The sequence below is a fragment of the Mesorhizobium sp. NZP2298 genome (genome assembly GCF_013170825.1).
Classification (GTDB): Bacteria; Pseudomonadota; Alphaproteobacteria; order Rhizobiales; family Rhizobiaceae; genus Mesorhizobium.
In genome coordinates this window covers 4,508,009-4,530,188 of sequence record NZ_CP033365.1, presented here as the reverse complement: position 1 = coordinate 4,530,188, position 22,180 = coordinate 4,508,009, and the positions used below count along the sequence as shown (strand labels likewise).

The window sequence follows — 22,180 nt, the reverse complement described above, 5'->3', positions numbered from 1 at the left end:
CTTTCATCTAACCCTGTAGCAGGAAGCTGCGGAGGAGGGCGGTTCCAGGATTGCAGTGATCCACTATCGCTTTTATGATTTGGCGGGGTGGAAGGCAACCCCGATTTCCGATGCCGGCAAAAAGCAGTTCCGTAACGTAAGCCTGGTTCCGATCCTTGCGTGAAAAGGCTTGGTTAACCTTCTCTGGATACCAATCGTTAATCGAGTTCGCGGCCTAACCGGCACTTCGACGAAACGAGCGGGCGCCTGGCGCCAAACCGGGAGCGACAGGAAGAGAGATGGGACTGGCGGACTTCACAGACAAGGGATGTCGTGTTGGCGGCCGGATTCTCGGCGCCTTCTGTCTCCTGCTGCTGGTCGTGATTTCCCAGGCGTTTTGCTCCGTTGCCGATGCCGCCGACGCGCCGCTCGTGGCGAAAGGCTACAAGATGGCGGGCGATGCCACCAAGATGCGCATCGTCGTGGATTTCGATCGCGAACCGGACATCAAATGGTTCCTGCTGCGCGGACCCAATCGCCTGGTCATCGATCTGGCGAATACCAGGCTGGCGATCGACGCCAAGGACTTGAAGCCGCGCGGCCTGGTCAAGAGTGTGCGCCTGGGCGAGCTCGGCGAGGGCGTTTCGCGGCTGATCCTCACCGGCAAGGGACCCTTCGCCGTCGACAAGCTGGATGTGCTCAAGAACGAGGACGGAACCGGCTACCGCATTGCCATCGACATGTCGGCCGCCTCCGAACGCGAGTTCGACGCTGCCCTTGCCAACCAGGCGCTGACCACCGGCTCCACGGTTTCGACCGACAAGGGCGGGCGGGTTGGCACAGGGCCGGTCTCCAATCCGGGCCATCGCTTCACCGTCGTCATCGATCCCGGCCATGGCGGCGTCGACGGCGGTGCCGAGGGTCTGAACGGCACGATCGAGAAGAACGTGACGCTGGCCTTCGCCACGGAGTTGCGCGACAAGCTCGCGGCGATCGGCAAATACGATGTCTTCATGACGCGTGACACCGATGAGTATCTGCGTCTGGACGACCGCGTGCGCATTGCCCGCCAGCACGAGGCCGATCTGCTGATTTCGATCCATGCCGATACAATCAGCGTCAAGGGCATCCGCGGCGCCACCGTCTACACCGTTTCCGACAAGGCGTCGGATCCCGAGGCGCAGGCGCTTGCCGATCGCGAAAACCTTTCAGACCAGTTTGCCGGTATGGTCATCAAGGACGATAACAAGGAAGTGACCGACATCCTGATCGACCTGATCCGCCGAGAGACGCACACCTTCTCGATGAGTTTCGCCCACACGCTGGTCGGCCAGCTTTCGACCAGCGTCGGCCTTATCAACAATCCGCAGCGTTCGGCTGGATTCAAGGTGCTGAAGGCGCCAGACGTGCCATCCGTGCTGGTCGAGCTCGGCTATCTCTCGAATGCCAAGGACGAGGCGCAACTTCTCGACGCCGAATGGCGCGGCAAGGCCGCACAAAGCATCACCAACGCCGTTGCGCTGTTCGCTTCCGCCCGTGCCGGAACGGGGGCCGGAGGTTGACATGCCTGGCGGCGCCTGCAACCTAAGGCGGCGTTGCTGGATGACAACACCCGGTGCCTTTATTTCCGGCTCGAGGTCACGAAAGCAGGCCTTGCCGTATTTTGTCCACATGGTGGCGACATGGGTTTTCGATTACGGATTGGGACCGGTTCGAAAGCTTGCGTGGAAGGCGGCTTCGTTTAGGGAATTCCCGAACCAAGGACTGGAGCGGGTATGATTCGTCTCATTGGCTATTTTTTCGGCATCGGCACGACGCTGGCCCTTCTGGTCGCGGCGGGCGTTGCGATTTACATCAGCCATCTGTCGAAGGATCTGCCCGACTACGAAGTGCTGGCCAAATACGAGCCGCCGGTGACCACCCGCATCCATGCCTCCGACGGCTCGCTGATGGCCGAATACGCACGCGAACGGCGCCTCTACCTGCCGATCCAGGCGATCCCGGATCGCGTCAAGGCGGCCTTCCTGTCGGCGGAAGACAAGAACTTCTACAATCACCCCGGCATCGACGTGACCGGTCTTGGCCGCGCCATCATCGTCAATCTGCAGAATTTCGGCTCGGGCAGGCGGCAGGTCGGCGCCTCGACGATCACCCAGCAGGTGGCCAAGAACTTCCTGCTGACCGCGGACCAGACCTACGAGCGCAAGATCAAGGAGATGATCCTGGCCTTCCGCATCGAGCAGGCCTATCCCAAGGATCGTATCCTCGAGCTCTACCTCAACGAAATCTTCTTCGGTTTCGGTGCCTATGGTGTCGCCGGCGCGGCGCTTACCTACTTCGACAAGTCGGTGAACGAACTGACGGTGGCCGAGGCTGCCTATCTGGCTTCGCTGCCGAAAGGCCCTAACAACTACCATCCCTTCAAGCATGCCGATCGCGCTATCGAGCGCCGCAACTGGGTCATCGACCAGATGGTCGAGAATGGCTACGTCACGCGTGAGGAAGGCAACAAGGCCAAGGCCGAGCCGCTCGGCGTGACGCCGCGCCGTACCGGCACCTATCTCTTCGCTGGTGAATATTTCACGGAAGAGGTGCGTCGCCAGATCATTGCCCGTTACGGCGAGAATGCACTGTACGAAGGGGGCCTGTCCGTCCGCACCACGCTTGATCCGAAAGTTCAGCTTATCGCCCGCAAGGCGATGCAGAACGGCTTGATCAAATACGATACGCTGCGTGGCTATCGCGGGCCGGTGACGTCAATCGACGTGTCCGGTGACTGGGGCGTCCCGTTGGGCGCGGTCAAGGGACTGGAAGACGTTCCCGAATGGTCTCTGGCCGTCGTGCTCGACTCCTCGGCGTCCGGTCTCTCGATAGGGCTCCAGCCCGCACGCCAGGCGTCGGGCGATATCGTCAAGGAACGCGTCGAAGGTACAGTCAGCAAGGACGACATGGGCTTTGCCATGCGCCATGTGGTCGACGGCAAGACGGTCAAGGCCAAGTCGCCGGCCGATGTGCTGAAGCCGGGCGACGTCATCTTCGTGCAGAAGAACGAAGGCTCGGACAACACCTACAGCCTGCGCCAGGTTCCAGAGGTGGAGGGCGGTCTGATCGCCATGGATCCACACACTGGCCGTGTGCTGGCCATGGTCGGCGGCTTCTCCTATGCCCAGTCCGAGTTCAACCGCGCCACCCAGGCGATGCGCCAGCCGGGCTCCTCGTTCAAGCCGATCGTCTATTCGGCCGCGCTCGACAATGGCTATACGCCGGCCTCGGTGATCATGGACGGACCGATCACCATCCAGAGCGGCAACACGACCTGGACACCGAAGAACTATGACGGCACCGTCGCGGGTCCGGCAACGCTGCGCTCCGGCATCGAAAAGTCGCGCAACCTGATGACCGTGCGGCTTGCCAACGACATGGGCATGAAGCTGGTCGTCGAATATGCCGAGCGCTTCGGCGTCTACGATCATCTGGCGCCATACCTGCCGATGGCGCTAGGTTCCGGCGAGACGACCGTCATGCGCATGGTTTCTGCCTATTCGATCATGGCCAATGGCGGCAAGTCGATCAAACCATCGCTGATCGACCGCATCCAGGACCGCTACGGCAAGACCGTGTTCAAGCAGGATGAGCGTGGCTGCGAAGGCTGCAATGCGCCTGAGTGGAAGAATCAGCCGGAGCCGGAACTGGTCGACAATTCCGAGCAGGTTCTCGATCCGATGACTGCCTACCAGATCACCTCGATGATGGAGGGCGTGGTGCAACGCGGCACCGGCGCCACCATCGGGGAACTGGGCCGCCACATCGCGGGCAAAACCGGCACCACCAACGACGAAAAGGACGCTTGGTTCATCGGCTATACGCCGAACCTCGTGGTCGGTCTCTACATGGGCTACGACACGCCGCGCGGCCTTGGCCATGGCGCCACCGGTGGCGGTCTCGCCGCACCGATCTTCAAGGACTTCATGCGCGTGGCGCTGGACGGCACGCCCAATGTCGACTTCAAGGTGCCGGACGGCATGAATCTGATCGCCATCAACCGCAAGACCGGCATGCGTGCCACGTCGGGCGATCCTGGCACCATCATCGAGGCCTTCAAGCCGGGCACCGGTCCCGCCGACAGCTATTGGGTGATCGGCATGGGTGCCGACGGCTCCAACGCATCGGGCGGCGCACTGTCGCCGCAGGCGAACCAGGCCATCCAGGACGGCGGCGGCGGCCTCTACTGACGGTCCCCTATGCCGCCTGTTGGGCTGGCCTGGGGCCGGCCCATTTCGCTTTACACATGGCGGCGCCGTCCCTATGTATCGCGCCGACCGAGACGTCACTTCAGCCACAGGACGAAATACTAGGCCATGCGCGCGGAAACGCAGAATATTGTCGATGAGATCAGGCAGGCGATAACCCTGCTGAGGAGGCATCTTTGACTGGGATCAGGCCATAAAGCGGCTTGAATACCTGAATGTGCGGGCCGAGGACGCCAGCCTCTGGAACGAGCCGCTGGAAGCCCAGAAGCTGATGCGCGAGCGCCAGGGCCTTGAGGAAGGCATCGCGGCGGTCAAGGGCCTGACGCAGGCGCTGGAAGACAATATCGGCCTGATCGAACTCGGCGAGGAGGAAGGCGACGAAGGCGTTATCGCCGAAGCTGAAGCGGCGATCCGCTCGATGCAGGGCGAGGCGAAGGCCCGCCAGGTCGAAACGCTGCTGTCGGGTGAAGCGGACGCCAACGACACCTATCTCGAAATCCATGCCGGCGCCGGCGGGACGGAGAGCCAGGACTGGGCCTCGATGCTTTTGCGCATGTACACGCGCTGGGCCGAGCGCCGCCGCTTCAAGGTCGAGGTGCTGGAAGTGCATGACGGCGAAGAGGCCGGCATCAAGTCCGCGACGCTGACGATTAAGGGCCACAATGCCTATGGCTGGCTGAAGACCGAATCCGGTGTCCACCGCCTGGTGCGCATTTCGCCCTATGACAGCAATGCGCGACGGCATACTTCCTTCGCCAGCGTCTGGGTCTATCCCGTCATCGACGACACGATCGATATCGATGTGTCCGAATCCGATGTTCGAATCGACACCTACCGCTCGTCCGGCTCGGGTGGCCAGCACGTCAACACCACCGACTCGGCCGTGCGCATCACCCATATCGCCACCGGCATCGCGGTCGCCTGCCAGGCCGAGCGTTCGCAGCACAAGAACCGGGCGAAGGCCTGGGAAATGCTGCGCTCGCGCCTCTACGAGGAGGAGCTGAAGAAACGTGAGGCCATCGCCAACGCCACCGAAGCCTCCAAGAGTGACATCGGTTGGGGCCACCAGATCCGTTCCTACGTGCTGCAGCCCTATCAGCTGGTGAAGGATCTGCGCACCGGCGTCGAAAGCACCAGCCCGTCAAGCGTGCTCGATGGCGACCTCGACGACTTCATGGAAGCTTCGCTGTCGCAACGCATCGAGGGCGGCGCCGGTGAGGTCGTGGCGGATCTGGACTAGCCCGTCCGCCACTAACCTGGGTTGCGATGGCTTGCACCTTCTTCAGGAGGAAGCGGGCCATCGCAGAGGATTTGCCTTGATTGTCAACGGCAGGTAGTTGCTGCCTTGGACGGCCAGTGCCTCATGCAGCAATTTCTTGCGCCGACTCACATTTCGGCTCACCTTCGAGGGCAGGAAGAGACAAAAGCATTTATGGCCGGTCGCGGCATATCTGCTGACGATTAGCCGCTGGGAAGACACGTTCCGGGAACGGGCAAGCAAGAAATGCTTGAACCTCGTTTGAAAGGAACGTTCCCATGTTTGCCGCCAATTCCAGATCGGCCATCGCCGTTCCATCGGTTGGCCAGCTTATCATTCCCCTGTGCGCGGCCTGTGTGATCGCGCTGCTGTCGGTACCGGCCTTGGCGCATGACGCCAAGCCGACCGCGGCCAAGCCGCAAGGCTGGAGTTATCCGTTCGCCTGCTGCGCGAACTACGACTGCCACGAGGTGTCGCAGACTTCGATCAGCGAGCGCCCGGAAGGCTATGTCATCAAGGACACCGGGGAGGTGCTGGCTTACAGCGACAGACGTATCAAGGATTCGCCGGACGGAGAATTTCATTGGTGCGCGCATGAGGCCGGGCTCGATGCCGGCAAGACCATCTGCCTGTTTGTGCCGCCATCATCCTACTAGGATTTCCGGCCGGCTGGTCAGGCCTGGAGCCTGCTGACGGACAGTTGTCAGGATCGCTTCTTTATGGTGCCCTGCCGCATGGGCGGCGGACAAGGGAGAGGTGACGTCGATGACCATCAAGGGAAGCTGCCACTGCAAGGCGACGACATTCGAGGTTTCAGAGGCACCGCGGACGGTGACGCAATGCACCTGTTCGTTCTGCTCGAAACGCGGCTCGCTCTGGGCCTACTACACCCCATCGCAGTTCAAGCTCATCACGCCACTGAAAAACGTTGCCTTCTATCAGTGGGGCTCGAAAACCGTAAAGCATGGTTTTTGCACCACCTGCGGCTGTGGCACGTTCACCGAAACACCGGATTGGTCGACCGGCGAGCCGGATTTCGACAATCCCAAGATCAGCGTCAATTCGCGGCTGTTCGATGATTTCGATCTCGACAAGGTCGAAGTGGTGGTCATCGACGGCAAGAATCTCTGGTAACTGGCCAAGGCGGTCGTCACGTGACTGACCTGGGAAAAGCCGTCGCGGGCGTTTTTCCTGTTCCGCTTTTCGCCGCAATTCATGTTACAAGTCGCCGGAAGGGCTGATTTGGCGCCGTCGAAAAAGGCGCGACTTGGAGAGGGACCATTTATGAAGAAGACCGTGCTCGTCGTCGTGGCGATGGCTTTGCTCGTGAGCGCCTGCACCACCACCGATCCGTATACGGGCGACCAGAAGATTTCCAACACGGCCGCTGGTGCCGGTCTCGGCGCCCTGGCAGGTGCGAGCCTCGGTCTGCTTGCGGGCGGCAATGACCGCCGCAACGCGCTGATTGGCGCTGGCATCGGTGCGCTGGCCGGTGGCGCCATCGGCGCGACAATGGATCAGAACGAGGCGGAATTGCGCCGGCAGCTCCAAGGCACCGGCGTCAGCGTCACCCGCAGCGGCGACCAGATCATCCTCAACATGCCGTCCGACATCACCTTCAATGTCGATCAGGATGCGGTGAAGCCTGGCTTCTACCCGGTGCTGAATTCCGTCGCGCTGGTGCTGAAGAAGTTCCGCCAGACGACCGTCGATGTCTTTGGCCATACCGATTCGACGGGCGGTGATCAGCACAATTTCGATCTGTCGCAGCGCCGTGCGCTGGCGGTCGCCAACTATCTATCAGGGCAGGGCGTCGATCAGCGCCGCTTCGCCGTTACCGGTTTCGGCAAGACGCGTCCGGTCGCATCCAACGCGACGGCCGAAGGCCGCGCCCAGAACCGGCGCGTCGAGATCCAGCTGTCGCCGCTCACCTGATTGTTCGGCAAGCGAATGCGAAACGGCCCCACGGGGGCCGTTTCTGTTTGAGGGGACTTCGGCGCTCTTCAGATTGGCGCGCCTGATAGTTAGCTAGTTCTAAATAACAGCTTTCCCGCAGGCCCGGAAAGGAATAGCATCATTGCTGTTCCAGAGGGGATGAGGCGGTACAACTGGCCGCGTGATCAACATTTTTTCCCGCCTCGGTCTTGCACGGCCAGATTACATATCTGGGAGGAATGCATGACAAGAACAGCTCGCCTTGGGCGTTGCGGCGTCCTCGTTTTGGCCGGCCTTCTCGGCGTATCGTTTGACGCCGCCACGGCTCAAGCCGAAGAAGCCAACAAGGCCGACATCGAAGCCTTGAAGAAATCATTGGCTAAGTACGAAGACTACACCGCGGCTGTCCGCGACCTTTATCTGTCGACCGTCGGGTGCGTCTACTATGCTGGCGAAAAGATATCCGGCGCGATGTTTTATCCGAAAGGGGCCATGGGCATCCATTTCGTCAACGTCCCAAGCGTCGGCCAGAAACTCGACCCGATGAAGCCCAACGTCCTGATCTACGAGCCGACCAAGAAGGGTCTGAAATTGGTCGGCGTGGAATGGCTGGTGCCGCTGACGCCGGATACCAAAGAGCCGCCGAAGCTGTTTGGCCAGACCTTCATGGGACCGATGGAGGGACACTATCCGCTCATCCCGAGGGAGTTCGTCCACTACGATCTTCACGCCTGGCTGTTCAGGGACAATCCGAACGGCATGTTCAGTCCGACGAACCCGAACGTGAAATGCAACAAGGCCGAGTTTCCGATGCTGGAGAAGCCGACCAAGATGATGCCCGGGCCAATGTGACGGGCGAGCTCAGCCAGAATCTTACTGCGAAGGCAAGCCGGATCGCTGGCTTGCCTTCGAAAGCGGACGGTGGTCAGACCTTGGCGACGATGCGCATGAAGGCCGGCATGTCATCGCCAAAGCCAACGGTGGTGTCGTTGTCTTCCTGGTGGCGGTGACGGGCAGGGCGGTTGCTGTCGCGCTGCGGCCTGGTGTCGCCCCGTTCCGGTGCGCGCTGTTCGTTGCGATCGGAGGATTTGCGTTCGGTGTTGTCCGAACGGATCGCCTCCTTGCGCGCGCGCCGTTCGCCGATATCGGCAACGGCCGTCTCAGCCACATCGGGCTGTTCTTGCTGTGCGATCACCGGTGAGACATCTTCCTCCGCGTGTCTGGCGCGGCGTTCGCCGCCCTTCTTGCGCTCGCCCCTGTCCTTGCGATCGTCGTCCTTGCGGCCGGCACGGCGCGGCGCGCCTTTGCCACGGCGCGGAGCATCGTCCTCGCCGCCTTCGCTGGCCACGACGGTCGACAGGTCGCCATCATGCCACTCGATCTTGTTGCCGATCAGCCGTTCGATGGCGTCGATGTATTTGGTGTCCGACTTCGTCGCGATGGTGAAGGATTTGCCGGAGCGCCCGGCGCGGCCGGTGCGGCCGATGCGGTGGACATAGTCCTCGGCATGGATCGGCACGTCATAGTTGAAGACGTGGCTGACATCGGGGATGTCGAGGCCGCGCGCGGCGACGTCCGAAGCCACGAGGTAGCGCAGCTTGCCGTCACGGAAATTGGCCAGCATCTGCATGCGGGCGCGCTGGTCCATGTCGCCATGCAGGGCGCCGGCATCGAAATCATACTTCAGCAGCGAGCGGAACAGCTCCGACACCTCGACCTTGCGGTTGCAGAAGATGATGGCGTTCTTCAGCTCCGCGTCTTCAGCCTTCATCAGGTTGCGCAGCGTCTCACGCTTGTCCCAGGGCTTCGATCCGGACTTCACCAGCCGCTGGATAATGTTCGTTGCGGCGGACGCTGCCTTGGAAACCTCGACACGCACCGGCGCGTGCAGGAATTTTTCCGTCAGTTTGGTGATTTCCGGCGGCATGGTCGCCGAGAAGAACAGCGTCTGCCGGGTGAACGGGATCATTTCGCAGATGCGCTCGATATCGGGAATGAAGCCCATGTCGAGCATGCGGTCGGCCTCGTCGATAACGAGGATCTCGACACCATTGAGCAAAAGCTTTCCGCGCTCGCGGTGGTCGAGCAGGCGGCCGGGCGTCGCGATCAGCACGTCGGCGCCACGCTCCAGCTTCTTGTCCTGTTCGTCGAACGATACGCCGCCGATCAGAAGCGCGATGTTGAGCTTGTGGTTCTTGCCGTATTTGATGAAGTTTTCCTCGACCTGCGCGGCAAGCTCACGCGTCGGCTCCAGGATCAGCGTGCGCGGCATGCGGGCGCGGGCGCGCCCCTTTTCCAGCCGGGTCAGCATCGGCAGCACAAAGGAGGCGGTCTTGCCGGTACCGGTCTGGGCTATGCCCAGCACGTCCTTGCCGAGCAAGGCATGCGGTATGGCACCGGCCTGGATCGGAGTCGGCTGCGTGTAGCCGGCATCGGTAACTGCGGAAAGCACCTTCGGCGACAGGCCGAGGTCTGAAAAGGTCAACGCTTCTTGAGCGATCGTGGTGTCTGAGGACAAGTGTTGTTGTCTTTGGCTGGTTCGGGGAGGCGCAACGTTATTCGTCGCGGCAAGCGCCACGCGCTTGCAAGATTGGCATTGCGATTAGGCGCAAGTCCGCGATTTGTCAACAGAAACGGGCGGGATTGGCGTGATTGTGAACTTGTAACCTTAATCGCTATGCCTAATCGGGCCGCTTGTCTGTGTGCCGGCTCAGTAACGGAACTGTTCGGCCAGGATGCGCTCGTTCCAGGAATGATTGGGATCGAACAGCAAGGTCGCCGTTGCTGTCGGCGACTCGCGAACCGTTACCGAGGTCACCGCCTTGACCTCCGTATGGTCGGCGGCGGCGTTCACCGGCCGCTTTTCCGGCTCCAGAATGTCGAAGCGTACGGTCGCCTTGTTGGAGAGCAATGCGCCACGCCAGCGGCGCGGGCGAAACGGGCTGACCGGCGTGAGCGCCAGCAGTGGGGCATCGAGCGGCAGGATCGGCCCGTGCGCGGAAAGATTATAGGCGGTCGATCCGGCCGGCGTCGCGATCATCACGCCATCGCAGTTCAGCTCTTCGAGCCGTATCTGCTCATCGATGGTGATGCGAATCTTGGCCGTCTGGTAGGACTGGCGCCAAAGCGCCACCTCGTTGATCGCCAGTGCGGAAACCGTTTCACCCTCCGAGGTGACGGCTTGCATCTCCAGCGGGCGGATCGTCTCGGCGACGGCGGCCGCGATGCGTTCGGTGAGGCCGCCGGAACGATACTCGTTCATCAGGAATCCGATGGTGCCACGGTTCATGCCGTAGACTTTCTTCCCCGTCCCCATCGTGTCGCGCAGCGTCTGCAGCAGGAAGCCGTCGCCGCCCAGAGCCACGACAACCCCGGCATCCCCGACCGGACATTGGCCATAGCGCGCCGACAGGCTCTCCAGCGCCGCCTTGGCGTCTGCTGTGTCGGACGAGACGAAGGCGATGCTGTTGGCGGCTGTGCTCATGGCTCCCCGATCGCGACCGATTGGGTCTGGCCGCGCCAGCGCCGGGGTAGCATGGTGCGGGCGGGTCTGCAAAGGGAGCCGTCGTGCCAGCCGGCAAGGCCATGCCGCCACGGCATCGCCCGGACCGGCAGGTCGCGCTTCATGTCATGGCTTGAGCGAATGTGATGGTTAAGAGGAGGCTTAAGCTCTCGTAAAGCCCGATCGATCATGTTAGCCGGCATGGGTGGCGTGGGGCGCCCGCAGCATCGCTGTATCCTTCGGGAGACCAAGAGGACGCTGTGGCACTTTTGTTTGTGCGCAAGATCCCTGGATGATTCCGGTCTTCGGGTGCACGCACCAGCCGGACGAGGCCGACATATTGCCGGTAACACGCCTGATCATCGTTTTTGTCATGCTGGGTAGCTTCGCGCTGATCTTCGCCGAGCTTGTGCGCCAGTCCGAAGAATTGAGCATCAGACCACAGCCCACGGCGTCGCGCTGCGGCGATGCCGCGGGAATGCCTTGCCCGCAAAAGGCACTGTAGCCGGCGAAAATACACTTACCCGTCCGCACCATATGTCCGGCGATGGTTTCATCCTCGGACAGCCGGCCACCGGCTGGTGCGGAACAAGTTTGATCGTTGCAATTGCGGCATTGATGAAAGCACTGCTAGAAGTCCTTCGGATCTGGATAGGACATGGTTCCCATAGTCTGTGGGAAACGGGCCTACCCGGGCGTTGAACGAAGAGTTTCTGGGGGAGAGCGCATGCCACGCAGCGTGTTGGTTTCTGGTGGCTGCGGCTTCATTGGTTCCCATCTTGTCGATCGCCTGTTGCGGCGCGATGATCTGGAAACGCTTGTTGTCGTCGACAATCTGTGGACCGGATTGCAAGACAACATTGCCCATGTCTCGGACCCGCGGTTCAGCCTGCGGATTGCCGATGCCGAAAGTTTCACGGCCAGCCGGCATTTTGACGAGATCATCCATCTGGCGTCACCGGCTTCGCCCGTCTGGTACATGCGCGAGCCGGCGCGCACGATCAGGGCCAACTTAGGCGGCGCGCTCAATCTTCTGTCGCTGCTCAAGCCCGGCGGTCGCTTCTGCTTCACCTCGACTTCGGAAGTCTATGGCGATCCCATGGTCTCGCCGCAGCCGGAGACCTATCGAGGATCCGTGGATTGCACCGGGCCACGGGCCTCCTATGACGAGAGCAAGCGCTGCACCGAGGCGCTGCTGTTTGAACAGCAACGCGTCAGCGGGCTCGATGTCCGCGTCGTCAGGCTGTTCAACACCTATGGGCCGCGAACGCGCATCGATGACGGCCGCGCCGTTTCGAATTTTGTCAGCCAGGCCCTGACCACGGGACTCCTGACCGTCTATGGCGACGGCTCCCAATCGCGCAGCTGGGGCTACGTCGACGATATCGTCGATGGCTTAGAGCGATTCTTTTGGCGTGACAGCATCTCGCACCGAGGCCCCTTGAACATCGGCAACAATCGCGAGGTCTCGGTTCTCGAGACAGCGAAATTCGTCAGTTCGCTCGTTCCGGGCAGCCGCATCGAACACCATGCGCCTGTCCCACAGGATCCGACCAACCGGTGCCCGGACTTGACCCTGGCAAGACAGGTTCTTCCCGGATGGGAGGCAAAGACCAGCTACCAGGAAGGGATCCGGCGCACCTTCGAGTGGTTCCGCCGACAGATTGCGACTGACGGCAGATCGGTGGCGTCAGCCTGAGCGCCTGATTTTTTACGGATTCAGGCCCGACCCTTCACAGCGACCGTGAGACTGAATCGAGCTTGCCGGTAAAGTAGGGTTCAAGCACGGTTTCGAAGGCCTTCAAGGCCGCGCCGATCGCCTGGTGCATGTCGAGATACCGGTAGGTGCCCAATCGTCCGCCAAGATGCAGGTTTTTCTCGGCAGCCGCCCGTTCGAGATAGCGACGGTAAACCGCCTGATCCCGCCGTGTGTCGATCGGATAGTAGGGCTCGTCGGCGCGGCCGGCAAAACGGGAATACTCGCGGCCGATGAGTGTCTTGTCGCTCTTGTGCTGACGTTCCGGATTGAAATGCCGGAATTCGACCACGCGGGTGTAGGGCACGGCTTCGTCGGCATAATTCATAATCGCCGTGCCCTGATGATCCGGCGTGTCCATGACCTCCAGATCGATGTCGATGGTCCGCCAGCCGAGCTCGCCCTCGGAGTAGTCGAAATAACGGTCGATCGGACCAGTGTAGACGACCGGCAAGTCTTTCGGCAGCAAGGGTTTGATATCGAAAAAATCGACGCCAAGCCGTGTTTCGATGAGCTCGTGCGCGAGCATTTTTTCGAAGATCGCCGTATAGCCGTCCACCGGTTGGCCCTGGAAACGGTCGTTGAAGTAGCCATCCTCGAACGTGTAGCGGACCGGCAGGCGGGCGATGATCTGCGCCGGCAGTTCGCGCGGATCCGTCTGCCATTGCTTGGCGGTGTAGCCCTTGATGAAAGCCTCGTAGAGCGGACGGCCGACGAGGGAGATCGCCTTCTCCTCGAGATTGGCCGGCGGGCGATCGCCAAGCTCCGCCGCCTGTCCGGTGATCATGCCGCGCGCCTCGTCCGGGCTCAGCCGCTTGCCGAAGAACTGGCAGATCGTGGCAAGGTTGATCGGCAGCGGATAGACCTTGTCGCGATAGGTCGAAAACGCACGGTGGCGATAGGCCGTGAAGCCGGTGAAGGCGCGCAGGTAGTTCCAGACCTCTTCGTTGGAGGTGTGGAACAGATGCGGCCCGTAGCGGTGGATTTCGACACCGGTGGCGGGATCCTGTTCGGTGTAGGCATTGCCGCCGATGTGCCGGCGCCGGTCGATCACCAGCACGCGCCGGCCGAGTTGCGTGGCGATGCGCTCGGCGAGCGTCGCGCCATAAAAGCCCGCGCCGACAATGAGAATGTCGGCTTCGCTGAGCAGGTTCTTGTCCATTCGCGGATCTGCCGACTTATGGCTAGAGTTTGATCTGAGACAGTTCGACCGGCTTGGAATACTGCCTGCGCAGCAGGTGCCAAAGTCGCCTTTTCCACTTGTGCACCTGACGAAAGGCACTTCGGCCCAGAACATAGTCAGCCACCATGCGCAAGCCGATAATCGGCCGCGATCGCCAACGCCTGCCTTTGAGGTCAACGGCCTCGTAAGACAGGGGAAAGAACTCGCCAAATCCATATCGCAACCCCAGTTGGCGGAGTTCCGACTCCGCCGTGTGGCCGGACCCGAGCATCGTGGTAGCCAAGTGAACTCCCACTGGCCGCGTGTGGCGGACAGGCAGGGCGTCGAATACGGCTGATCTTCCAAGGTTTCGTACGGCAAGCCGGGTCCACAAGGAGTCGAGACCGAAACCGCCCATGGAGTGTTCGAAAAGCGGTAGCATCTTGGCCACGATGTCGGTCCTTATGCAGGGAGCCATGACCTCGATCTTGTCGACCAGGCGAAATTCGAAACTCTTGCAGCGAAGAAACGGCAGGTGGGTGTAGTAGCTATCCAGCGTCAGTGCCGGCTGGCCGACGTGCAGGTCGAACCGGCGCATAACGACGAACAAAGCTTCGATGGTCGCCCGGTCGGCCTCGATATCGTCGTCCGGGAACCAGATATATCGGTAGTGATCTAGCAGTTCGGGCCGCTCTGAGAACAGAGCGTGTATGCCGTCCCATTTTCCGCCCTTGTAATCGACACGGTTTTCACAGGGCAGACGGAAAGCTGACGGATCGCTGCCGTAGTAGCTGACGATCAAATCGAATTCACATCGGGGATCGTCCGCCCCCCATCCGCGATGGAGAGAGTTGTCATCGGCCCTGACGACGACGAGATTGCGGCAGGCAGCGTTCGTCATGGCCCCGCTGTCGGCATTTATGCCTTGGTCCCATACTGTCATGGCGAGCCCTTACACCAAAGCCGGATGAATGCGAAGAGCCACGAATGGGAGGGATTTTTTCGTCTGGTGTTATGCAGAGGGACGTCTTGCGCCGTGCTTCTCGGCTCGGCGAAGCGTCGAACCGCTCTATCCCTTCGCCGGACGAAAACCGCTTCACACTTTTCCTGGACTTGCTTAGGCTTGTCATGGGCCGCTGGCCGACCAAAACACGCGCCCATTGCTGGCAGGACCTCATGAAGCTGATTGTTGTGACCCCGGCAGGCCGCGAGAAGTACCTGCGCCTGCTCAGCCACCATGTTCTGAAAAGTCCTGAGGTGCACGAATGGCATCTGTGGGACAATTGCCGCAACGAAGCCGATCGGGCCTATCTCCAGCGATTGGCGGCCAGCGATCCGCGCTGCAAGATAAAGACGCTTCCGAGCGCCGACGGCAGCATCGATGTCATCGGCAGATTCTTTCGCTTCTGTGACGACGCCGACGCACTCTATCTGCGCCTCGACGATGATGTGGTCTTTCTGGAGGAGGGCTTCCTTCCCAGATTCAAGGCACGGGCCTTGGCGGAAAAGGGAGCGGCCCTCTGGTATGCGCCGCTCATCATCAACAACGCGGTCTGCAACAGCTTGATCAAGAATCTTTCCAGGGTTCTGATCGAAGGACCGCTCACCTGCCAGGCGATGTGTCCCTATTCCTGGGCTCATGCAAGCTTTCCAGAGGCGCTTCATCCGGTGTTCATCGAGGCTGTCCGGACGAACCGGCTGGGTGATTTCCGTGTGCCCGACCGGGAAGTCAGGCTAGGGCGCTTCTCGATCAACGCGATCGGCTTTTTCGGGTCGGATGTCCTGGAGATCGGCGAGCTTTTCTTCCCGCCGGGAAATGACGAGGAGGAATGGCTGTCAGTGACCTTGCCGACGAAGCTCGATCGGCCGGGAAAGGTTTTCGGCGATCTGGTCGCCGCGCATTTCAGCTTCTTCACCCAGGAGCAGCGTCTCCTGCAGACCAGCATCCTTGACGACTATTATGCGCTCGCCGGCCTGCCGGCTCCGCTTTACGAGAAGCCGGTTGTCCGAACGAGATTGAAGGATCGTTTGAGGCCGTGGCGCAAGCCAAGGAATCGCGGTCCGGACTATCGGATTTCGCTTCCCGCCAGCAGGGATGGCTGAAGTCCCGCGCGGCCTTCGTCTGCTGCTCACTGTGTAGGCCGTGCCGGGGGACCGACAGCGGCGCGCCAATGCCGGTGAATAGATATTGACTGTATAGTTAGTTATAATCTAGCTTCTGGCGAACGACCAAGTTGGCCAGCTGGCATCCGCAGTGAATGGCCGCGAAGAGGGGAATTTTGACAGCCAGTCGGCTCGCCCTGGGCCGAAAGGCATCGTCAGGTTTGTTCATCAGCAGGAGACGGACCGAGGCGGCGACGCGGCCGGTCCCAACAATGGGAGCACTAGCATGAACTGGAAACTGACCGCGGCGGCCCTTGGGCTGTCGCTGCTTGCCGTGACAGGCGCGGCCCGCGCCGATGGCGAACTCAACATCTACAACTGGGGCAACTACACCAGCCCGGACCTTATCAAGAAATTCGAGGAGACCTACAAGATCAAGGTCACCGTAACGGACTACGATTCCAACGACACCGCCTTGGCCAAGGTCCGCCAGGGCGCGTCCGGCTATGACATCGTGGTGCCGTCAGCCAGTGTCGTGCCGATCTGGATCAGCGAAGGTCTGCTCTTGGAGACCGATCCGAACAAGATGGAGAACTTCAAGAATGTCGATCCGCGATGGGTCGATGTTCCCTTCGATCCGGGCCGCAAATACACAGTCCCATGGCAGTGGGGCACGACAGGCATTTCGGTGAACAAGTCGGTCTATGCTGGCGACCCGAACACGTCAGCGATCTTCCTCGACCCGCCGCCTGAGCTCGTCGGCAAGATCAATGTCGTGCCCGAAATGGGTGACATCATGTTCCTCGCCATCGCCTACGAAGGCGGCAAATACTGCACCGACGACATGCAGGTGCTGAAGAAGGTGCATGACAAGCTGGTCGAGGCAAAGGCGAAGTGGCTTTCGCTGGACTATGCGGCTGTCGATGGCCTGGGCAGGGGCGACATTGCCGCCGGCGTCAACTGGAACGGCATATCGCTGCGCGAGCGGCTCGAGAATGCCAAGATCGTATACGGCTATCCCAAGGAAGGTTTCCCGATCTGGATGGACAATGTTGCCGTCCTCAAGGACGCCAAGAATGTCGAGAACGCCAAGCTCTTCCAGAACTTCATCATGGACCCGAAGAATGCGGCGATGATTTCGGCTTTCGCCCGCTATGCCAACGGCATCAAGGATTCCGAGGCTTTCATGCCGGATGACATGAAGACGGCGCCTGAAGTGGCAATTCCGGCTGAATTCGCCGCCAAGGGCCAGTTCATGCCGGCCTGTCCACCGGATGTGCAGGCGCTCTACACGAAGATCTGGACCGACCTCCAGAAATAGCGCCGCCAACACCAACGAACAGCCACCGGACCGCGATGCGCGGTCCGGCAACCCCTTCATGCCAAGTGCGATCTCACGATCGCGGGAGACTTCCAATGTCCGATCTCGACCTTTGCTACATGCCGGCCAATGAGGCGCTGCGGCTGTTCAAGGCGAAGAAACTGTCGCCCGTCGAATTGATGCGGGCCACCATCAGCCGTGCCGAAGCCACCAGATCAGCGATCAACTGCCACACCTTCACGCATTTCGAGGAAGCGATGGGGCTGGCCGCCAAGGCCGAGGCGAAATATGCAAAGGGCGCCAGGACCGGCGCGCTCGAAGGCCTGCCGATCGGTATCAAGGACGAGAGCTACATCAAGGGCAAGCCGACCTCGCACGGCTCGCTGTTGTCGAAGGATGCCATTGGTGGCCACACCTCGACCATGAACGAACGCATCATGAAGGCTGGCGGCATCGTCCATGCCCGCACCGCGACGCCTGAATTCAGCTGCGCCGGCTATACTTGGTCGAAGCGGTGGGGTGTCACCCGCAATCCATGGAATCGCGACTTCACGCCAGGCGGCTCGTCAGGCGGTTCGGCGGCAACGCTCGCTTCCGGCACATCGTCGATCGCCACCGGCTCTGACATCGCGGGGTCCATCCGCATTCCCGCCTCGGCCTGCGGTCTTGTCGGCTTCAAACCGCCTTACGGCCGCAATCCGGACGAGCCGCCCTTCAACCTCGATTTCTATTGCCACACCGGGCCGCTGGCGCGAAACGTCGGGGATGCGATCCTGCTGCAGAATGTCATGGCCGGACCGAGCCCCCTCGACATCGCCACGCTGCGTCCCAAACTGCGCCTGCCGATCGACTACAAGCCGATCAAGGGCTGGAAGATCGCTTTTTCGATGGATCTCGGTTCCTTTGAAGTCCATCCCGACGTGCGGAAGAACACGCTTGCCGCCTGCGATGTGTTCCGCTCGCTGGGCGCCACGGTCGAGGAGGTCGACCTTGGCTGGGGCGATGAAGTGCTCAAGGCCGGAATGGCCTATCTCGAGCACCTGTTCGGCGCGTCGCTGTCGCAACTGCTTGCCGAGCACGCCGGCGACATGACCAGCTATGCCAGGCAGTTCGCCGAGGACGGGCAGAAATCCAAGGCCACGGACTTTGTCGCGACGCTGGACGTGGCGGCCAGGATGTATCAGACGCTCGGCCCGTTGCTCGAGACCTACGACGTGCTGATCTGCCCGACGAACGCGCTTCCCGCGGTGCCGGCGGAGTTCGACCAGACCAGGGACAAGGTCGAGATCAACGGCAAAGAGGTGAACCCCTCGCTGGGATGGGTGATGACGACGCCGTTCAACATGCTGAGCCGCTGCCCGGTTCTGACCATACCATCGGGCCGCGCCGCCAATGGCGTGCCGACTGGCATGCAGATCGTCGGCCGCACCTATAGCGACGCTGATGTCTTCCGGGCAGGGCTGGCCTATGAGACGGCTCAGGGCCAATGGTATGGAAACGCGCAGACGCGTCCGGCGCTTTGAGTGATTTCCGGGATGAGCCGGCGTACCATATGCCGGAGTAACTTATGCGGCGGGATAGTTCCGCCGCGGGTCCGAAAGGCCTGACGAAAATGGCGCAACGCAAGGCAACCGCAAAGCCGGAAAAACGCAAGGCTATGGCAACGGAGGGCGCGGCAAACGATGCGGCCCCGCCCAGGGACCGTCGGCGCGAGCGTGGCGAAGCGAGTGTGCAGCGCATTATCGACGCCACCATCGAGCTCATCGCGGAGGAGGGCTTGGCGAGCGTCACCATGCAGCGCATCGCCGAGCATGTCGGCTCGTCCAACGCGCTGGTCGTCTTTCATTTCCGCAGCAAGGAGAATCTGTTCCGGGCGGTGCTGCAGTATCTCAGCGATCAGTATGACGCGCTCTGGGTTACGCTGGTGCGGGCACCCGGCCTGTCGCCGGTTGAACGGTTATTGGGCGCGGTCGATTGCGCGCAACGCTTCGCCCGGCAGCATCCGAAATGGGTTTCTGTCTTCGTCGTGTTCTCCAGCGACCGTAAAAGCATGCAGATTTACAATGAAATCGGCCTGCCGAGCGACCTGGCCTACACCGCCGAAGCGCGCGAACTGCTGGTCGAGATTTCGCGCAGCGGCGGCTATGCCGGCGTCGACATACAAACCTTGTCCGAGAGCCTGAATTATCTGGTTCACGGCGCATGGTATTGGGATCATCTGAACCCCTCCAGCCGTGACACCGATGTGCTGCGCAAGACCATGCTGCTCTTGCTGCATCAAGCATTTCCACGGCATTTCGAATTGATGCGTTGATTTGATCTAAGGGGTCTGCCGCAGATGGCAGCCGGCCTGCCGCTTCCGCTCCAGGTATTCGTCCATAAGCTGGCGGTAGCGCACCTTGCCGAAGCTCGGAAAATGGCCGCCATGCACGACCGAGACATCAAGGTCGCGCATGGCGAGCAGTGTCGCCACATAGTCCGCGACATCCGAGTGGTAGGCGTCGTCGATCAGCGGGCCATCATAGATGATGTCGCCGGACAGCAGGATGCCGGTCTTTCGCTCGTAGAGCGAATGACCGGGCGTGTGGATCACCTCGAAGGCGCGGTCGCCGAGATCGACGACGTCGCCATGTTCGAGCAGGCGGTCGGGCGGGGCGGGCAGGATCCGGTAGCCAGACGACTCCCAACCCTGCGGCAATCGATCGAACATATCGTCGGTCGCATAGCGGTCAGCCACTGTCCATTCATTGCGCGGATCGGCGAGGATCTCCGCCTCCGCTCGGTGCACGCAGCGGTCGGGAAATTCGTGATGGCAGCCGATATGGTCGAAATGCGTGTGACTGGCGACGCAGGTCAGCTTGCGCTCACTCACCAAGGGCACATGTGTGCGCAGGCTGAAATGGCCAAGACCGGTGTCGAACAGCAGGTCACGGTCGCGGCCGCGCACATGCCAGATGTTGCAGCGGAAGAATGGCTTGATCCATGGCTCGTGGATCAGCGTGACGCCGTCTGCCATCCGGATGGTCTCGTACCAATCAGCGGCGTCGATGGCCGGAAAACTTCCCATTTCAGTCCGCCAAAACGATGATCTGGTCGGTATCGCACGAAACGGCAACCGTGTCGCCGGGCTGGACAGTAGCTGACGCTTGCACCTTGGCGATAAACTGCTGCGAGGGATCTTCGGCGGAAATGGCAAGGACGCGCTTGAAACTGCCCTGGAAGACCACGTCGCTCACTTTTGCCATGCCGAGACCCGCGGTGCCCGCGGCCCCGCCGAGAATGAGATGCTCCGGCCGTATGGCCAGCGCAATGGCCGAACCCGCAGGCAAAGTGCTGGGCACCTTAACCGGTCCGACCGGCGTCGCGACGGTGATCGTCCTGTGCTTGGCCTCGGTCACCTTGCCGGCAAGGATCGTGCTTTCACCCATGAAGGTGGCGGAAAAACGCGTCGCCGGCCTGTGATAGACGCGCTCGGGCGGGCCTTCATCCTCGATGCGGCCATCATTCATCACCACGCAGTGGTCGGCCAGCGCCATTGCCTCCTCCTGGTCGTGGGTGACATGGATGAAGGCCGTACCGACGCGCTTCTGGATCGCTTTCAGCTCGTCCTGCATCTGCCGGCGCAGTTTGAGGTCGAGCGCACCGAGCGGCTCGTCGAGCAACAGAACCGCCGGCTCGATCACCAGAGCACGCGCCAGCGCCACGCGCTGCCGCTGGCCGCCGGAAAGCTGGTGCGGTTTCTTGTCGAAAGCGGAGCCCAGCCCGACCAGCGCCAGCGCCTCGCGCGCCCGGGCGGCCCGTGTCGTCCCGTCGACACCTTGCATGCGCAGTCCAAACCCGACATTGCCGCCGACGCTCATATGCGGAAACAGCGCGTAATCCTGGAACACGGTCGTCGTTGGGCGCCTGGCCGGGGGCGTCGCGGTGCAGTCCTCGCCGCGGATGAACACCTTGCCTTCGCTGGGCGTGACGAAGCCGCCCAGGATAGAAAGCAGCGTCGTCTTGCCGGAGCCCGACGGCCCGAGCAGGATCGTGTAGCTGCCGGGCCCGATCCGCAGCGAGATGTCTTTCAGTACCGCCAGTTGCCCGAAACTGTGCGAGACGTTGCGGATGTCGACCAGGGGCGCGCTCATGCCGGCTTTCTCCGCAACAGGGTCAGTTCGAACAGCACCACCAGCACGATGGAAACGGCGAAGACCAGCGAACCGACGGCATTGGTTTTCGGGTTGAGGCCGGAGCGCAGCAGGTTCCAGATTTCCACCGGCAGAGTGGTGTCGAAGCGCGTCAGCAGGAAGGAGATCACGAACTCATCCCAGGAGAAGGTCATCGAGAGGAAGAAGCCGGCGAAGATGGCCGGCGCCATCACCGGCACGGTGATAAGGAGCAATACCTTCCATTCCGGCGCGCCGAGGTCGCGCGCGGCGCGCTCGATGTTGATCTGGTGGTCGCCCATCTGGCTGTAGATGATGGCAAAGCACAGCGGCAGGTTGATCACGACATGGCCGATGCCGGCCGCCAGCAGCGATTTCGGCACGCCGGCCCAGTTGAACAGCACCAAGAGCCCCATGCCGATGATGAGGTAGCTGACCGTCAGCGGCAGCGTGATCAGGCCGCGCAGCAGGCCCGAGCCCGGCAGCACGAAGCGGGCGAAACCCCAGGCCGAGAGGAAGCCAAGCGTGACGGCGGTGGCCGAGGAAAGCACCGCAACCATCAGCGAATTGACCAGCGCCGAAGTCAGCCGCGCGTCGGAGAGCACCGCGTCATACCAGCGTAGCGACGGGCCGGTGAAGGGGGGAATGGGGAAGGAGGTCGATTGCAGCGAGAACAGCACCAGCACGACAACCGGCAGGAAGATGAAGCCGTAGACGGCAAGCGCATAGACCCAGGAAGCGATGCGGACAAACTGGCGCATGG

20 protein-coding genes are annotated in these 22,180 nt (G+C 61.5%); 13 read left to right on the top strand and 7 right to left on the bottom strand.

The genetic code is table 11. The features are described 5' to 3' along the window. Positions 1–278: 278 nt before the first annotated feature. From EB231_RS22000 to EB231_RS21970, 7 genes are all read left to right on the top strand, one after another. Positions 279–1,541: an N-acetylmuramoyl-L-alanine amidase gene (locus EB231_RS22000; RefSeq protein ID WP_172350677.1), complete on the top strand. Its 1,263-nt coding sequence runs from the start codon at positions 279–281 to the stop codon at positions 1,539–1,541. A gap of 213 nt (positions 1,542–1,754) precedes the next feature. Beyond that, complete coding sequence (locus EB231_RS21995; RefSeq protein WP_172350676.1) at positions 1,755–4,211, top strand: penicillin-binding protein 1A; 2,457 nt, start codon at positions 1,755–1,757, stop codon at positions 4,209–4,211. Between the two features lie 126 nt (positions 4,212–4,337). Continuing rightward, positions 4,338–5,469, top strand: a protein-coding gene (gene prfB, locus EB231_RS21990) for a peptide chain release factor 2 (RefSeq protein ID WP_172350675.1) whose coding sequence is annotated in 2 segments (ribosomal slippage) — positions 4,338–4,403 and positions 4,405–5,469 — 1,131 coding nt in all. Because the reading frame shifts where the segments join, the coding sequence is not laid out codon by codon here. Positions 5,470–5,765: 296 nt separating this feature from the next. Next, positions 5,766–6,143, top strand: a complete 378-nt coding sequence (locus tag EB231_RS21985) for a hypothetical protein (protein ID WP_172350674.1) — start codon at positions 5,766–5,768, stop codon at positions 6,141–6,143. Positions 6,144–6,252: 109 nt separating this feature from the next. Further along, positions 6,253–6,621 carry a GFA family protein gene (locus EB231_RS21980; RefSeq protein ID WP_172350673.1) on the top strand — a complete coding sequence of 123 codons (369 nt, stop codon included), beginning with the start codon at positions 6,253–6,255 and terminating at the stop codon, positions 6,619–6,621. Positions 6,622–6,771: 150 nt separating this feature from the next. Beyond that, the gene (locus tag EB231_RS21975; RefSeq protein WP_172350672.1) at positions 6,772–7,422 is read left to right on the top strand and encodes an OmpA family protein; all 651 of its coding nucleotides are present in this window, start codon (positions 6,772–6,774) and stop codon (positions 7,420–7,422) included. A 243-nt stretch (positions 7,423–7,665) separates the two neighbouring features. After that, on the top strand, positions 7,666–8,274 hold the full coding sequence (locus tag EB231_RS21970; protein WP_172350671.1) for a hypothetical protein: 609 nt from the start codon (positions 7,666–7,668) through the stop codon (positions 8,272–8,274). Between the two features lie 73 nt (positions 8,275–8,347). On the opposite strand, the gene EB231_RS21965 is transcribed toward EB231_RS21970, so the two are convergent. Next, on the bottom strand, positions 8,348–9,940 hold the full coding sequence (locus EB231_RS21965) for a DEAD/DEAH box helicase (protein ID WP_172350670.1): 1,593 nt from the start codon (positions 9,938–9,940) through the stop codon (positions 8,348–8,350). Between the two features lie 192 nt (positions 9,941–10,132). Beyond that, the gene (locus EB231_RS21960) at positions 10,133–10,906 is read right to left on the bottom strand and encodes an NAD kinase (protein ID WP_172350669.1); all 774 of its coding nucleotides are present in this window, start codon (positions 10,904–10,906) and stop codon (positions 10,133–10,135) included. 310 nt (positions 10,907–11,216) lie between these two features. Between EB231_RS21960 and EB231_RS21955 the strand changes: the two genes are divergently transcribed. After that, entirely contained in the window at positions 11,217–11,429 is a 213-nt protein-coding gene (locus tag EB231_RS21955) for a hypothetical protein (protein WP_172350668.1), read from the top strand. Between the two features lie 222 nt (positions 11,430–11,651). Next, the gene (locus EB231_RS21950; protein ID WP_172350667.1) at positions 11,652–12,623 is read left to right on the top strand and encodes an NAD-dependent epimerase/dehydratase family protein; all 972 of its coding nucleotides are present in this window, start codon (positions 11,652–11,654) and stop codon (positions 12,621–12,623) included. Between the two features lie 34 nt (positions 12,624–12,657). Here EB231_RS21950 and glf read toward each other — a convergent pair whose 3' ends face one another. Next, positions 12,658–13,842 carry a UDP-galactopyranose mutase gene (glf, locus tag EB231_RS21945; RefSeq protein WP_172350666.1) on the bottom strand — a complete coding sequence of 395 codons (1,185 nt, stop codon included), beginning with the start codon at positions 13,840–13,842 and terminating at the stop codon, positions 12,658–12,660. Positions 13,843–13,864: 22 nt separating this feature from the next. Continuing rightward, entirely contained in the window at positions 13,865–14,785 is a 921-nt protein-coding gene (locus EB231_RS21940; protein WP_172350665.1) for a hypothetical protein, read from the bottom strand. Between the two features lie 233 nt (positions 14,786–15,018). Here EB231_RS21940 and EB231_RS21935 point away from each other — a divergent pair, with 233 nt between their 5' ends. The 4 genes from EB231_RS21935 to EB231_RS21920 all read left to right on the top strand — a co-directional run bounded on the left by EB231_RS21935 (position 15,019) and on the right by EB231_RS21920 (position 19,580). Further along, positions 15,019–15,945: a hypothetical protein gene (locus tag EB231_RS21935; RefSeq protein WP_172350664.1), complete on the top strand. Its 927-nt coding sequence runs from the start codon at positions 15,019–15,021 to the stop codon at positions 15,943–15,945. A 286-nt stretch (positions 15,946–16,231) separates the two neighbouring features. After that, positions 16,232–17,266: an extracellular solute-binding protein gene (locus EB231_RS21930; RefSeq protein ID WP_172350663.1), complete on the top strand. Its 1,035-nt coding sequence runs from the start codon at positions 16,232–16,234 to the stop codon at positions 17,264–17,266. 95 nt (positions 17,267–17,361) lie between these two features. Further along, the gene (locus EB231_RS21925; protein ID WP_172350662.1) at positions 17,362–18,789 is read left to right on the top strand and encodes an amidase; all 1,428 of its coding nucleotides are present in this window, start codon (positions 17,362–17,364) and stop codon (positions 18,787–18,789) included. Positions 18,790–18,878: 89 nt separating this feature from the next. After that, positions 18,879–19,580 carry a TetR/AcrR family transcriptional regulator gene (locus EB231_RS21920; RefSeq protein WP_246740695.1) on the top strand — a complete coding sequence of 234 codons (702 nt, stop codon included), beginning with the start codon at positions 18,879–18,881 and terminating at the stop codon, positions 19,578–19,580. A 6-nt stretch (positions 19,581–19,586) separates the two neighbouring features. On the opposite strand, the gene EB231_RS21915 is transcribed toward EB231_RS21920, so the two are convergent. Genes EB231_RS21915 through EB231_RS21905 form a run of 3 tightly spaced genes read right to left on the bottom strand, consistent with a single transcriptional unit; the run spans position 19,587 to position 22,178 of the window. Continuing rightward, complete coding sequence (locus tag EB231_RS21915) at positions 19,587–20,333, bottom strand: MBL fold metallo-hydrolase (protein WP_172350660.1); 747 nt, start codon at positions 20,331–20,333, stop codon at positions 19,587–19,589. Position 20,334: 1 nt separating this feature from the next. After that, on the bottom strand, positions 20,335–21,399 hold the full coding sequence (locus EB231_RS21910; RefSeq protein WP_172350659.1) for an ABC transporter ATP-binding protein: 1,065 nt from the start codon (positions 21,397–21,399) through the stop codon (positions 20,335–20,337). After that, the gene (locus EB231_RS21905; protein ID WP_172350658.1) at positions 21,396–22,178 is read right to left on the bottom strand and encodes an ABC transporter permease; all 783 of its coding nucleotides are present in this window, start codon (positions 22,176–22,178) and stop codon (positions 21,396–21,398) included. The genes EB231_RS21910 and EB231_RS21905 overlap by 4 nt, the downstream gene beginning before the upstream one ends. Positions 22,179–22,180: the final 2 nt, after the last annotated feature.